Annotated in this window: 13 protein-coding genes; 8 read left to right on the top strand and 5 right to left on the bottom strand. The window is 52.9% G+C overall.

Features of this window, described 5'->3' with window-relative positions:
* Nucleotides 1-6: 6 nt before the first annotated feature.
* From ACQ4OE_RS17195 to ACQ4OE_RS17215, 5 genes are all read left to right on the top strand, one after another.
* Nucleotides 7-243: a hypothetical protein gene (locus ACQ4OE_RS17195; RefSeq protein ID WP_430947335.1), complete on the top strand. Its 237-nt coding sequence runs from the start codon at nt 7-9 to the stop codon at nt 241-243.
* Between the two features lie 144 nt (nt 244-387).
* On the top strand, nt 388-1,449 hold the full coding sequence (locus tag ACQ4OE_RS17200; protein ID WP_122595336.1) for a polysaccharide biosynthesis/export family protein: 1,062 nt from the start codon (nt 388-390) through the stop codon (nt 1,447-1,449).
* An 11-nt stretch (nt 1,450-1,460) separates the two neighbouring features.
* On the top strand, nt 1,461-2,126 hold the full coding sequence (locus tag ACQ4OE_RS17205; RefSeq protein ID WP_430947336.1) for a YjbF family lipoprotein: 666 nt from the start codon (nt 1,461-1,463) through the stop codon (nt 2,124-2,126).
* A complete protein-coding gene (locus ACQ4OE_RS17210) occupies nt 2,126-2,884 on the top strand; it encodes a capsule biosynthesis GfcC family protein (RefSeq protein WP_430947337.1) in 759 nt (252 codons plus the stop codon). Before ACQ4OE_RS17205 ends, ACQ4OE_RS17210 begins: the two co-directional genes overlap by 1 nt.
* Nucleotides 2,881-4,959 (top strand): YjbH domain-containing protein, encoded by a 2,079-nt coding sequence (locus ACQ4OE_RS17215; RefSeq protein ID WP_430947338.1) that lies wholly within the window; start codon nt 2,881-2,883, stop codon nt 4,957-4,959. The genes ACQ4OE_RS17210 and ACQ4OE_RS17215 overlap by 4 nt, the downstream gene beginning before the upstream one ends.
* 281 nt (nt 4,960-5,240) lie before the next feature.
* Here the strand turns inward: ACQ4OE_RS17215 and ACQ4OE_RS17220 are convergent, their stop codons facing one another.
* The 3 genes from ACQ4OE_RS17220 to ACQ4OE_RS17230 form a co-directional block, all read right to left on the bottom strand.
* Nucleotides 5,241-6,635, bottom strand: a complete 1,395-nt coding sequence (locus ACQ4OE_RS17220) for an undecaprenyl-phosphate glucose phosphotransferase (RefSeq protein ID WP_122595332.1) — start codon at nt 6,633-6,635, stop codon at nt 5,241-5,243.
* Between the two features lie 392 nt (nt 6,636-7,027).
* Nucleotides 7,028-7,669, bottom strand: coding sequence for a winged helix-turn-helix domain-containing protein (locus tag ACQ4OE_RS17225; RefSeq protein ID WP_430947339.1), 642 nt, complete (start codon nt 7,667-7,669; stop codon nt 7,028-7,030).
* A 278-nt stretch (nt 7,670-7,947) separates the two neighbouring features.
* A complete protein-coding gene (locus ACQ4OE_RS17230; protein ID WP_122595330.1) occupies nt 7,948-8,688 on the bottom strand; it encodes a winged helix-turn-helix domain-containing protein in 741 nt (246 codons plus the stop codon).
* Nucleotides 8,689-9,194: 506 nt separating this feature from the next.
* On the opposite strand from ACQ4OE_RS17230, the gene ACQ4OE_RS17235 reads away from it, so the two are divergent.
* Complete coding sequence (locus tag ACQ4OE_RS17235) at nt 9,195-10,028, top strand: undecaprenyl-diphosphate phosphatase (protein WP_430947340.1); 834 nt, start codon at nt 9,195-9,197, stop codon at nt 10,026-10,028.
* Nucleotides 10,029-10,079: 51 nt separating this feature from the next.
* Here the strand turns inward: ACQ4OE_RS17235 and dusA are convergent, their stop codons facing one another.
* Nucleotides 10,080-11,075 (bottom strand): tRNA dihydrouridine(20/20a) synthase DusA, encoded by a 996-nt coding sequence (dusA, locus tag ACQ4OE_RS17240; protein ID WP_430947341.1) that lies wholly within the window; start codon nt 11,073-11,075, stop codon nt 10,080-10,082.
* Nucleotides 11,076-11,350: 275 nt separating this feature from the next.
* On the opposite strand from dusA, the gene ACQ4OE_RS17245 reads away from it, so the two are divergent.
* Together ACQ4OE_RS17245 and ACQ4OE_RS17250 are read left to right on the top strand one after the other, a co-directional pair.
* Nucleotides 11,351-11,905, top strand: a complete 555-nt coding sequence (locus ACQ4OE_RS17245) for a hypothetical protein (protein ID WP_205941803.1) — start codon at nt 11,351-11,353, stop codon at nt 11,903-11,905.
* A gap of 25 nt (nt 11,906-11,930) precedes the next feature.
* Complete coding sequence (locus ACQ4OE_RS17250; protein ID WP_430947342.1) at nt 11,931-12,557, top strand: HIT family protein; 627 nt, start codon at nt 11,931-11,933, stop codon at nt 12,555-12,557.
* Between the two features lie 162 nt (nt 12,558-12,719).
* Here ACQ4OE_RS17250 and ACQ4OE_RS17255 read toward each other — a convergent pair whose 3' ends face one another.
* On the bottom strand, nt 12,720-14,426 hold the full coding sequence (locus tag ACQ4OE_RS17255) for an AIPR family protein (RefSeq protein ID WP_430947343.1): 1,707 nt from the start codon (nt 14,424-14,426) through the stop codon (nt 12,720-12,722).
* Between the last annotated feature and the right edge of the window lie 147 nt (nt 14,427-14,573).

Raw genomic sequence — 14,573 nt, forward strand, 5'->3', positions numbered from 1 at the left:
GTTGTTATGAAAAAAGTGATGGCAGTTGCCCTGTTGACGATGTTGAGCAACTGGGCTGCCGCAGCTGAAGCACCGCTGACAGCGGTAACCAATGTAGGTGGCAGTGTGGGGGCTTCTCAAGCGCCAGCTGCCAGTACTGCAATGGTTGCCAGTGCAGTAGCGGCGTCCAACAGCGGTGGCAGTGCCAACGGCGGTACTACCGGTACCACAGGTACCACCGGTACAACCGGCACGCATAACTAACAGGAACATTTGTTAGTGCAGTACAAGGTCGCCCGACGCAAGTCGGGTGACTTTCTTTTTGGATTCGCCCTTGAATAGCGTAGTGCCATTATGACTCGTAGTGTTTATCTTTTAATGTTGGCAAGTCTCGCTTTGCAAGGTTGCATGTTTTCCCCCGGTCAATACCTCAGCACCAGTGACATTACCCGTCAGGGCGCCAGCGAAAGCAGCCGCGTCGAGCTGATTCCGATCACCCCCAAGCTGATCGCCATGAACCGCGCCACGCAAAAGCGCGAGTCGCTGCCGGCGGAGTTGCTGGCGACCCCGGCCGAGTACCGCATCGGCAACAACGATGTCTTGTACATCACCGTGTGGGATCACCCGGAGCTGACGGCGCCGTCCGGTGCGCAACAACAGATCGATGCCAACGGCCGACTGGTGCGCTCCGATGGCACGCTCTATTACCCGTTCATCAAGGAAGTCCAGGCCGCTGGCCGGACGATCCAGCAACTGCGCTCGGACATCGAACAGCGACTCTCGGCGTTCATCGCCGAGCCGCAAGTGGATGTCGCGGTGTTGCGTTTCGCCAGCCAGAAAGTCGTGGTCACCGGCGCGGTGGCCAAGGCCGGTCCGCAAGCGATTTCCACCAATCCGCTGAGCGTGGTCGAAGCCCTTGGCTCGGCTGGCATCGATACTAACAACGCCGACTTGTCGGGCCTGTTGCTGACCCGTCACGGGCGCACTTATCCGCTGAATCTCGACTCGCTCAATCAGCAGGATTCCGAGTTGCAGAACGTCTACCTCAAGGGTGGCGATCAGCTGTATCTGCCGTACAACGACAACAAGCGCATCTACGTGATGGGCGAGGTCAACCAGCCGCGTGCGCTGAGCTTCAAGACCGCGACCATGAACCTCACCGACGTGCTCGGTTCGGTCGGCGGCTTGAGCCAGACCACTTCCAACGGCAACGCGATCTACGTGATTCGCGGCGTGGAAAACCTCGACGTCGAACCGGCCAAGATCTACCAGTTGGAAGCCGAATCGCCGACCGCCATGGCACTCGCCTCGCACTTCGAAGTTCGCCCCCAGGACGTGGTGTACGTCGGGCCTGCCAACGTGACTCGCTGGAACCGTCTGATCAGTCAATTGGTGCCGTCGGCATCGCTGGTCGGCACCGGTGCTTCCGCTGCGAAGAACTGGAGCGAATACAGTAACAACAGCAAATAAGGTCGCCGACTTTGAACATTTTGAAAGTTGGCCTGTGCCTGATGGCGGCCTCGTTGCTGTGCGGCTGCAACCCCTTGATGAGCGCGTCCTTGAACAACCTCAAGGCAGCGGTGGTCGGCCCGGATGAAGTGGACGTGACGGCGGCCGAAGTGGCCGGGGTCAATTATCCACAACTGAAACTGACCACGCCGTCCGGCTCCGGTGTATTGGCGCTGGTGCGTGAGCGTGAAGACCTGCAGTTCTGGGTCGCGTCTGGCAAACAGGTGTTGCTGTTGCGTGATGGCCTCGCCATGCGCACGGTCGGCCTGGGGCTGGAAGGCGATCTCGATGGCACGCGGCTGGCCGATGACTCACCGTTCAAAACCGGTCTGCAGCACGTCGCGGATGGCTTCACCACGCGGCGCTGGATCGATCTCTACAAGGGCCAGGAAGTCGGGGTGATCGTCAACAGTCGCTTCTCCCGCCGCTCCACACAAACCCTGGAAATCCTCGATAAGGAATACACCGTGCTGCGTGTCGATGAGCAGATTGACGCGCCGGCGATTGGCCTGCGCGCGACCAATCATTATTGGGTCGATCCGCGCGACGGTTTCATCTTGCAGAGCGAGCAGCAGTTGACCTCGCAGTTGCGCGTCAAAGTCGTGCAACTGACCCCTGATCGCAGGCACCTGCCGTGATGCGCCTGAGCATGTTATCGGCGGGCCTGATGTTGATCGTCAGTGTCAGTCAGGCGGCTGTCACGGTGTCGGGTGATGTCGCCAACCCCGGACCGGTCGAACTGCCACCCGGCGGGCGCTTGCTCGACGTGATCAGTGAAGCCGTGCCGAATGCCGAAGGTTACTGGCTGGCGGGTGCCTTGCTGCGCCAGTCGCTGATTGAAGAGCAGACGCGGCTCAAGGTCGGCGTGCTGTTTGATCTGGACGTGTTGCGGCGCATGGCGACGCTGTTCGACAGACCGAGTCGTGCGGCGTTGGCGCAGCGCGTGGCTGAAGAAGTGCGGCAGATGCCGGTGACCGGACGGCAGGTCGCCGATCTCGATCCGGTCGCGCTGGAAGTCGGCTTCGCCCGCAACATACGCCTCGACGATGGCGATCGCCTGATCTATCCGAAACGCGTCGACGAAGTTGAAGTGCTTGGCGCCGTCGCCGCGCCATGCCATCTGCCGTATCAGCCGCTGCAAGAGGCCCGCGAATACCTGCAAGGCTGCTCGATTCTCAGCGATGCCGAGGCCGATTACCTGTGGCTGATTCAGCCCAACGGCGCTTCGCAACGGGTCGGCATCGCCCACTGGAATCGTGAGAGCGGGCACTTCCCCGTGGCCGGCAGCAAGATTCTGGTGCCGTTGAAAAATGATGATCTGGATCCGCCTCTACCTGAACTGAATCAGCAGTTGGCCGAATTTATTGCCACGCAGCTGGCCGAGGTGGTTCGTTGAAGTTACGTTTTGCAGCTGTGTTGTTATTGCCCTGCGGTCTGGCCCATGCCGAGCCGCGCATCACCCAGAATGACTTCGGCGGCACCGGTCTGTTGCAGACGCCGACGGCGCGCATGGCCCCGGCCGGCGAGCTGAGTGTCAACGCCAACCGCACGGAACCGTACAGCCGCTATAGCGTGTCGTTGCAGCCGCTGGAGTGGCTCGAAGGCTCGTTTCGCTACACCGCGATCACCAACCGCCCGTACGGCTCGGAGGCCCTGAGCGGTAGTCAAAGCTATAAGGATAAGGCGGTCGACGTCAAAGTCCGGCTGTGGCAGGAAAGTCACTGGTTGCCCGACGTGGCGCTGGGCTTCCGAGATATCGGTGGTACCGGTTTGTTCTCCAGTGAATTTTTCGTCGCCAACAAACGCTACGACAACTTCGACTTCAGCGCCGGGATTGCCTGGGGTTATCTGGGGAATCGCGGCGACATAGACAACCCGCTGGGTTACGCCAGTGATCGTTTCGATACCCGGCCAGCGCTCGAAGGCACCGGTGACGTCAACTCGGGTTCATACTTTCGTGGCCGGCCTTCGTTCTTCGGCGGCGTGAGTTACCAGACGCCGTGGGATCGCCTCAGCCTGAAACTCGAATACGAAGGCAACGATTACAAGAATGAGCCGAAGGACAACATCATCAAACAGGACTCGCCGATCAACCTCGGCGCAGTGTTCAAAGTAGCGGATTCGGTCGACGTCAGTGCCGCGTGGGAACGCGGGAATACGGCGATGTTCGGCATCACCTTTCACACCAATTTCGCCACCCGCAAGGCACCGGCCAAGACTTATGATCCGACCCCTGAACCGCTGCCGGCGAAGGCGCCAACCACGGCGATGGATCAGGTCAACTGGGCCAACGTCTCGCAGCGTTTGCAACAGAATGCCGGCTACAAAGTCGAGCGCATTACCCAGCGTGATTCCGAGCTGATCGTCTATGGCGAGCAGCAGCGTTATTTCCATTCGTCCAAGGCTGTCGGGCGGGCGAGCCGGGTGCTCGATAACAGCGTCAACGATGACATTGACTGGTTCACCATGGTCAACAAGCGCTATGACTTGCCCGTGGAAGAGACCAGCGTGCCGCGCGAGACCTTCCGTGAAGTCATCAACAACGAAGAGCCGTTGGAGTCGTTGCACCGCACCACCGAGATCAACCCGGCGATGCCGCACAACGAGAAAACCCTCTACACCGAAGCGCCGCAGCATTTCAGTTATGGCGTGGGGCTGGGCTTCAAGCAGAACGTCGGTGGCCCGGATGGTTTGCTCTATCAGTTCACCGCAGATGCCGATGCCGAGTACCGGTTCAATCGCAACACCTGGTGGAACGGTTTGCTCAGCACCAACCTGGTCAACAACTTCGACAAATTCGTCTACGACGCACCGAGCGGGTTGCCGCGTGTGCGCACGGATTTGCGTCAGTACCTGACCACCTCCAACACCACCATGCCGTTGTTCCAGGTCAGCCATGCCGAGCAATTGGATAAAGACCTGTATGGGATGGTGTATGGCGGCTATCTGGAGTCGATGTTTGCCGGTGTCGGCGGTGAAGTGTTGTTCCGCCCGACCGGTGAGCGCTGGTCGGTGGGCGCGGACATCAACTGGGTGCGTCAGCGTGATTTCGATCAGGGCTTTGCGCTGCGCGATTACTCGGTGGTGACCGGGCATATCACCGGTTACACCGATCTGCCATTTGACACGTTGGCGGCGGTGAGCGTCGGGCGTTATCTGGCCGGTGACTGGGGCGGCACCCTGGACATCTCGCGCGAGTTTTCCAACGGCGTACGCTTCGGTGCGTGGGCAACGATCACCACCGCGAGCAGCGCTGAATATGGCGAAGGTAGCTTCGACAAAGGCCTCTACCTGTCCATCCCGTTCGACGAAATGATGAGCATGTCGACCATGCGCCGCGCCAACCTGGTCTGGGCCCCACTGACCCGTGACGGCGGCGCACGTTTGAACCGCAGCTTCCAGCTGCACTCGATGACCGACAGCCGGGAAGGGGACATGTTTTATCGTAATTTCGAGAAGATTACGGAGTAAGCGCGACCTCCGAAGCAGCGCATAAACCTGTGGGAGCGAGCCTGCTCACGAAGGCGTTGGCACGGTCAAAATCATCGTTGCCTGACCCAACGCTTTCGCGAGCAGGCTCGCTCCCACATTGGATATTTGCCACGCCACAAATCCCGACCCTGCCCCAAATTACTGTGGGAGCGAGCTTGCTCGCGAAGGCGTCAGCAAAACCGACACTCATGCCAGTCATCCTCAAATCCCAGCCACAAAAAAGGGGACTTTCGTCCCCTTGCGGTGTGCAGCCTTGAACCTCAGTAAATATCCTTCGACAGCAATGTAAACGGTGTCTTCACCAGGATCTTCAGATCCAGCCACAACGACCAGCTGTTGATGTACTGCAGGTCAATCTCCACACGTTTCTGCATCTTGTCGAGGGTGTCAGTCTCACCACGGCAGCCGCTGATCTGAGCCAGCCCGGTGATCCCCGGTTTAATCCGGTGACGGGCCATGTAGGCGAGGATTTTCCCCGAGTAGAAGTGGTTGTGCGCAACAGCGTGCGGGCGCGGCCCAACCAGTGCCATGTGCCCCTGCAAGACGTTGAACAGTTGCGGCAATTCATCCAGCGAAGTCCGGCGAATAAAGCGACCGACCGAAGTGATGCGCGAGTCGTTACGACTGGCCTGTTTCACTTCGCGATCATCGTGCACGCTCATCGAGCGGAATTTCCACACCTTGATCACCTTGCCGTTCCAGCCATGGCGATCCTGCTTGAAGAACACCGGCCCCGGTGAGTTGATCTTCACTGCCAGCGCGATGATCAACAGGATCGGACTCAACGCAATGATCGCCAGGAATGCCACGGTTTTCTCGACCAGACTCTTGCTCAATGCAGCGGTAGGGCGGCTGGTCAGCGGGCTTTCGTTGAGGTAGATCGCCGGCAGACCGTCCACGACTTTCACCGAGTGATTGAGCAGGGTCAGACTGTTCAAGTCCGGGACCCACACCACGTCGACGTTGGCACCGAGCAAATCGCCGTAAATCGCCTCGATTTTCGCTGCTTCGCACAGCGGCAGGGTGATGTACAAACGGCGAATGTCGTGGGCTTCGATCAGCTCCAGCAACTGTTCCTGAGCACCGACAACCCGCGGCGCATCTTTACCCAGTGCGGACACATCGCCGTTGCTGACCAAACCTACCAGCGGCAGATTTTCCAGCTGGCTGAGCTTCTTCGCCAGACCCAGGGCCAGTTCGCCCGTGCCGACGATCAGCGTTTTGTGTTCGCTTTTACGCGAGCGCTGGTAGTACTTGGAAAACGCATGCAGCGGAGCGTAAAGGAACGCCTGACCGAGGAAGCCATACACCGCCCAGCTCAGAATCACCTGGCGCGAAAACAGCTCATCGGCCTGGCAGACAAAGGCAAAGCACGCCAGCGCCGCCATGGTCATCGACCAACCCATGAACAGCCGACCCAGACCGGTCAGGTAGTTATCGCGTTTGCGATAAACACCGCTGAACGTGTACGCCGGCACCGAGGCCAATACCGCCAGGGTGGCGCACATTCGGTAGTAGAACGCGACCGTCCCGGTGTGTTGCTCGGCGAGGATGAACAGCAGCGTCACCACAAAACCCTGCGCCAGTGCCCATTGGCCCCAAAAGGTCAGTCCCTTGAGGCCTGTGCTTCGATTGATACTTAGAGAAAGATCCATACGGTATCCCCAAAAGACGTCCATTCAGGTTTCAACAGTTGAAATCCGAGTTGTTATACAGACTTATTGTTTTTGTTGTAACGAGTGTCCTGAGGTAACAACATCGATATGCCGAACTGTCGTCAGTCAATAGACTAAGTTATTGGCTGGAATGGTGTCTGACGAGTTCTAACAAGATGGCATAGTGCCAACTTTATAATAATTAAATAGAACAGTGTTAGAAAAGGTCGCAGAGCAAGGGGTGAATTAATCGTGTTGTATTTGTTACTGTTGGAGGGGTCGAGGCAGGGATGTCTGAAATGGGAGAAGGGAGGTGAAACCAAACAGAGTGCTCTTCTTGTTGTTGTAATCGCACTTTTATCTGTTTGTTTCTGGTGGAAGGCCAGCGTTGATTACGCGACCACTTCCTGGATAAGGCAATAACCACGATTGCGCACTGCACGGAACAGTCGCTCACCGTTACTGGCATGCTTGAATTTGTCTTGCAGGCGACTCAGGCACATTTCCAGACCGCGATATTGCTCGGGTTCTCGACCGATGCTCAGGATCAACTCATCACGACTGACGACACGGTCTTCATGATTGAGCATTTTGTGCACCAGTGCAGTTTCAAGTCCGGTCAGACTGATCTCGATATCTTCTTTGATCAGTGCGCCTTGATCATTGTCCAGGTGCCAGGTTTCGCTGACAGGCAAAGTGTCTTCAATGACGGATGGCATGTTATTGCTGTCTCCGATCGACGCCGGAGATTTCTGAAACGGGTTGGCGGTTTGCGCCGCGAGCCATTCGGATTCGAGCGTGGCCAATATCCGCTGGGTATCATGTTCGAAACTGCGCGCAACATTCTTGCGACTGGCGCTTGGATATGTGAACTCCATCACCATTGGCGCGGAGGAGGGTGAAGCAACACCTTCAGCGTGACCAAACGAATTGAAATGTTCGCTGGACAGGATGTTCTCCAATTCGCGCTGCGACGTTGTGCTGTGAGTCACGACAACAAAATATTTCCTTGGGAGGGTTGTACTAGTTTCCATGTCTCTCTCCTAAATACACACCAAAAATTGGCTAAAAGATAAATCGGCAGGCGAGCAATGACTTCCTCGGAAGTAATCGATAGGCAGGGTCTGGGCCCAAAGTTGGCCCTCGATAAGTTCCACTCGATCTGCTGCTATGTTATGGAGTTTTATTGTTATGGGTCGTGTTGCCGCGCTCATTCAATTGCTTGATTTTCAGCAGGGGTAAAGCAGAACAGGAGCTATAGAGTTGCATCAGACGATCCTTCGTACGTATGCAAAAGGGATGGCTGCCTTGATCAGGCAGTCGATATCAGGCCCCGCATCAGGCGATAGCCGTAGCCGCGGATGCTCTGAATCGCGTTTGTACCATACATCTCCTTGATTTTTCCACGCAAGCGACTGATCGATTTTTCCAGCGCTCGAGGGTCGTAGAAATTGGTGTTGAGGCCCATGATGCTGGCAATTTCATCATGACTCAGAATGTGATTACTGGTTTGCGCAAAGGCTTCGAGGATCTTCATTTCGGCAAATGAAATGTCGAGTTTCTTGCTGGTATCCATCAGGCAGATACGCGTCGGGTCGAGTGTGAGATTGATATCTCTTTGCCACTCTTCACTGTTGAAGAACTCGCCGAGCAACTCGCCGCCTTCTTCGGAAAGGGTATTGAGCTTGATACAAAAGTCCGCGCCGGCAAGATAATACTTGATCTTGTTGAAGGCGCCGCGCCCAGTGATGACCGCGCAAATGATCGGTTTCAAGTTGTCATTGCGCAGGTTTTCCACCAGCGCGAGATTGTCCTCGAGCGCCTGTGGGCTATCGATCACCAGGAAAATGGCTCGATACGGAGCAGATTGTTCATTGAACTGATATGACTGCGTGTAGGCGTTCACCTCTAGTGCCATATCAGTGCGCACGTGCTTGGCGACCAGCGTTCTAAAATGTTCAGCCACGCCACGGGTGCGACCCAGAGTAAGAACTCCAGGTTCGTCATTTGTCGGGCGCGGGCTTCTAGGCGCTAAGTTCCCTGAGAGCATCATGCATTGACTCGAATTAGTGCTGACATCGGGATGTTAAAGCACAGGTTCTCATCTGTGACTGACAATTGGTAACATTTGCGCGGATTTTAGACGTGTCTCGCGAGATTTCTAACAATAATTAAGCTTTTCAGGCTTTTAGTTGATTTTCTCGGAGCGGTGAACTAGCGATTAGATGGTGGCTATATGCAATGGTGCCACTATTTTGAGCTTATAGCGATGGCTTTGTCCATGTCCTTTTGCCACTGTCTGGCCATCTATGCTTAATGTGACATTGATCACACTTTATCGACAGGGCAACTTTTTTCTTTAGAAAAGCCTGAATATTTTCTGCGTAGTTCGTCAGCCGACGATTACTAACATGGCTTGAGTGTTTCTTTTAATAAGACGTAATCTTTGTGGCTGATGAACTTTTGCGTTTATGTATGTCAATGGTCTCACTGCAGATACTCAACCCCTGAGTGTTGTTACCCGGTCGCTCGCCCAAAGAGCGCTCTGACGGAGGATTAATGGATTTCTGGACGCTTTTTCAGGTGTTGATATTAGGTGCGGTAGAAGGCTTGACCGAGTTCTTGCCGATCTCAAGTACCGGCCACCAGATCATCGTAGCCGACTTGCTGGAATTCGGCGGCGAACGCGCCATGGCGTTCAACATCATTATTCAACTAGGCGCCATACTTGCCGTCGTCTGGGAATTCCGCCCGAAGATCTTCGACATCGTCAAAGGCCTGCCCACTGAACGCAATGCCCAACGCTTCACCCTCAACTTGCTGATCGCCTTTCTGCCCACCGTGGTCCTCGGCGTGCTGTTCGCCGACGCGATTCACGAATACCTGTTCAACCCGATCACCGTCGCCGTGGCACTGGTCGTCGGCGGCATCATCATGTTGTGGGCCGAACAACGCAGCCACGTCATCAGCGTCGATCACGTCGACGACATGCACTGGTCTGACGCACTGAAGATCGGTTTCGTACAATGCCTGGCGATGATTCCCGGCACTTCACGCTCCGGCTCGACCATCATCGGCGGTCTGCTCTTCGGCCTGTCCCGCAAAGCCGCCACCGAATTCTCATTCTTCCTCGCCATGCCAACCATGGTCGGCGCCGCCGTCTACTCCGGCTACAAATACCGCGACCTGTTCCAACCCAACGACCTGCCAGTCTTCGCCCTCGGCTTCGTCACCGCATTCATCTTCGCCATGATCGCCGTACGCGGCCTGCTCAAATTTATTGCCAACCACAGCTACGCCGCGTTCGCGTGGTATCGCATCGCGTTTGGATTGTTGATTCTGGCGACGTGGGCGTTTGGCTGGGTGAACTGGACCGCCGCAGCGGCGGCCTGAATGCTGACGCCAGGCGGAGCAATCCGCCTGGCGCAGTGTAAGAGGAAGGGATTAACGACCTTCGAGCAACTCGGCGGCCTGATCCAGCAACGCCAACGGATCCTTGGCCTTGTGAATATCCACCGACAACAACTGACGGAATTTCCGCGCCCCCGGGAACCCAGTGCCCAGGCCCAGCACATGCCGCGTGATGTGATGCATCGCACCACCCGCCAGCAAATGCTCGGCTATATAAGGACGCAACTGCGCCAACGCCTCAGCCCGACTGATCACCGGCGCCGAACTGCCGAACAACTGCTGATCCACCTCCGCCAGCAAATACGGATTGTGATAAGCCTCACGTCCTAACATCACACCGTCAAACGTCTGCAAATGCTCATGGCAAGCCTCCATCGTCTTGATCCCGCCATTCAGCACAATCTCCAACTCCGGAAAATCCGCCTTCAGCTGCGCCGCCACGTCATAGCGCAACGGCGGAATGTCGCGATTCTCCTTCGGCGACAACCCCTCTAGAATCGCAATCCGCGCATGCACGGTAAAACTGGTGCACCCGGCATCGCGGACGGTACCGACGAAATCACACAGCTCCGCGTAACTGTCCCGACCGTTGATACCGATGCGGTGCTTTACCGTCACCGGAATTGTCACTGCATCACGCATCGCCTTCACACAATCCGCCACCAGTTGCGGATGACCCATCAGGCACGCGCCGATCATGTTGTTTTGCACACGATCGCTTGGGCAGCCGACGTTGAGGTTCACCTCGTCATAGCCGTGTTCTTGGGCCATGCGGGCGCAGGCGGCCAAGTCCAACGGAACGCTACCGCCCAACTGCAACGCGAGCGGGTGCTCGGCTTCGTTGTGACGGAGGAAACGCTCGTGATCGCCGTTGAGCAGCGCGCCGGTGGTGACCATTTCGGTGTAGAGCAGGGCGTTCTTCGATAGGAGGCGTAGGAAGAAACGGCAATGGCGGTCGGTCCAATCCATCATTGGAGCGACGGAGAAGCGGCGGGAGAGTGTTTGTAGTGAATCTGATTTTAGGAGCATGGGGAGATCTGAGTGGGCCGGGCAAGGAAGAGAGTTTATCAGGAACGGGTGGAAGTAAGCCGACGAGGCATTCCCAGGTTGACGTAACATTTTCTACAAGCATTCCTGTCTGAGCACGGTGTTTCGCATCGAATAGCGGCTTCTCAAGCGGATAGGTTGTGAAAAGACCAAATACGGTAGCCGCATCCTCTTTAAAATCTCATTGATATTTATGAGCCAGATGACTGAGTATGTCAGTCGATTTTTCATAGATGGCTTGAGAAAGGATTGCTGCCGTGTCGAACAGTGTTGCAGATTCAAAAGGGAAAGGTATTGAAGGGAGAGATTGTGTCCCATATTTTGATACGGATAAAGGCCAGATTATATTTGAGTTTTTATATCTTGTTGTTTTATTGATTGGGTGTATGGGACTGTTGTTGTTGATTCAGTTCGATGTTTGGCATGTGAGCTATAATAACAAGATGTTCTTATTTGCTCTTGTTGGTGGCTTTTTAGGTGGTTGGGTATATGATGCAAAATGGTTTTATAGGGTGACGGCGCGAGGGAAAAGTGATCAATATAAGTATTTATGGCAGTGTCATAAATTTTATTGGCGTGTGCTCACTCCATTTTTATCGTCTATAGTGGCATTTGTGACTTATCTTCTTGTTGCGTCAGGTATGTTTCCAGTTGTTATGAAGAATCCCGCAGCAGCTAGTACCGCATTTTCAATGTGCTTTATTTTTGGTTATTTTTCCGATTTAGTGCTAAGCCGACTAGCAGCTTGGGCGGAAGATATTTTGCCAAAGGCAAAAAAAAATGACGTTGAACAGAAAGAAAACAATGAGTAATTGCAATATCTGTCAAGAGCTAAAGATGCTGCCTGTTGCTGGTTGTGATTCGAGGTATCAGGATCTTATTAATAGTCGGCGGAACATCCTCTATGAAACTGAGGATTTTGTAGTGCTGCCAAGTCTAGGGCCGTTAAACGACGCGCATGCGATGATCGTTCCAAAGCAGCATTTGAAAAATTTCTCGATTATTACGGATGAACAGCTTCATCAGGTCGAGAATATAGTTTTGAAGATGTCCACCCATATATTCTTGAAGACCGGGAAACGATTATCTTTTTTTGAAAGTGGTGCCGGAAAATATACATATCATTCTGGTGGGTGCGTCGTTCATGCACATATTCATTGTGTTTATGAGTCTGACGATTTTCACCAACGACTAATGGATGAGGTGGTTTTTAAAGAGGTTTCGGGCGGATGGTTTAATGGGGGTAACTCTCAGTATGGATACGTTTGGTTTAGGGGGAGTAACGGTAGGTCTTTTATTTGTAATAATCCTGAGCTACCTTCCCAATTTCTTCGATATGTTTATTCCGCAGCTGCTGGCGATATAAGGTTCTGGAATTGGCGGCGTCATAATAATATTGAAGGTGTACTTCGTGTAATAGAAAATTATAGCGATATGGATATAGGAGTTTTTGGCTGTTCCTAGCTAAGAGAAGGGCTATGATTGATCTTGGTTTGATGAAGAGAGGGCGACGTATTATAGGTGGTACTCTGAAACGTGGGTCTCAGTAATTAAGTTTGCTTAGCTGGAGAAGTCCCAGATCACTTCCTAGTGATCTGGTTAATTGTCGATGTAGGTAACAAATTGCTATTTTAAGCTCTCTGGGTTGATTCCGTATTTTGCAAGCTCCACTGTAAAGGAAGTTGCGCGGTCTCTTCGGATAGCCTTAACATAGGATGGAATAATTTGCTTCGATAGCGTTTTTATTGCAGTTGGACTTTTTAGTTCTCGTTTGTGGTCAAAAGGATTGTTTCCTTCTTTCCGCTCTTCGATTTCAGCATTTAGATCCGTGATGAGGTCGGCGACTATTGGTGAGAAAATACAAAGCGCGGTATCAGTTCCGACAATTTCTATCAAACGACCTGCATTAGAAATAAAAGCTTTTCCTGCATCATCTTCTTGCATTGCTTGGCGAATGAGATAAAGCATAAAAAACTGAACTAGTTTGTAGTTCGCTACAAGCTGATCTCTGAATAGGTTTAAAGAATTTAGGACAGCTTGATGTAATATCTGGAGGGCAACAATTCGACTCGCCGTTACCTCGGGGCGTCCAAATATTTCGCTATGTAATTCATCGAATAATTTATATGACTGGTGGCACGACCATGGTTGCTGCAAATCAAATGCGAGTAGAAGGCGTGCAGCTTCTTCGTTAGTAATTACATTTTCTGCAGTGAGTCTTTCTCCTCGTTTGATCTCGTAATCAAATATTCCAGGGAAGTCTCTTCGGAATTCAGTCTGGAGCCTTTTTTGGATATTGCTGTTGGATTGGAGATCTCGGGCGTTAATGGAGTTTTGGTTGTTGCTGTGTCGGGTGATTTTTGCTGCTAGTTCATTTTGTGGTGGCAGCATAATGATTCGAGTTAACAGTCGTAATTCGTTGGTTATTTTTGCTCGTTGTTCGTGTAGTGTGGTAAGGCTTTGGCAGCCGTTAACAACAGTATATCCATCTATTGTTATATGATCGTTTTCGCGCATTGCAGATTCGGCGAGGATAGTTAGTCCATTGTGGTAAAGTATAAAGTTCTTGTGTTCAGCTTGTTCATTTACGCTCTCAGCGATAGCTTTGTTTACTTTAGTTCTGCCTAGTGCTTTTCGCACATTCCAAGCAAATAGTTCTCCGCTTTGTAGTCCGGGTAAAGTTACCAATTCTGTTGCCAGAAGCGGTGCAACGAAAACTGTAGCATCTGGCGTCGTATATTCAATCGCCATCTGGCCGTCAAGGCGAAACGTAACCGAAGAGTGAACAGGTGCAGATTCTCCAGCAGCAACCCAATCTTCCGATAGTCTGACTTTATCAAATATTGTTATATCAGGTCGTTGAGCCGTATAGTTTTTAGCATTGTTGTCGGCTTCTGCGTTTGTGATGAAAATACCTGTAATTTTGTAACCTTTATCAACCAGATTTGCGATATCTAGGTCTTTGATTAGACCTTTTAGCTCTATATTAACAGTGGTGGCTACGAGGTTTTCAATGCTGGCTTTAGATTTAAGTTGGTCCATTGTTCCTGCGAATTCTTTTAGCGTTACGTCGCCTAAAGTTTTGCGCGTGTTCTGATAAAGTTTTGTTTGGAATACTACAATTTTCTCAAAGTTGTCGTCGACATAAATTCCGTCGATACCTTTATCATCAGGGCCGTCGCAAATGGTATCTTGAGAGTCAGATTCTTCCAGTCGGAAGTAGTGTTCCAAGTACCATCCCAAAAATGCGCGGGATTCTGTTCGGCCTGACATTAGGTGTCGTCCAAACATGCCCAAAATTTCGGGATAAGAAAAAACTAGGTTATTTGTCATCTAATGCTCCGTGCTAATGATATTTTTTTTGTCGATATATGGTTTTCAATTAATTCAATGCTTTAAGATCAAACCCAGCTTTGGATGCCATTTCTTAGCCGATTTTCACATTTTGGTGAGAGTAACATGCGCTTAGCTTCTCTTGGC

The sequence above is a fragment of the Pseudomonas sp. WC2 genome, assembly GCF_050586545.1.
GTDB lineage: Bacteria > Pseudomonadota > Gammaproteobacteria > Pseudomonadales > Pseudomonadaceae > Aquipseudomonas.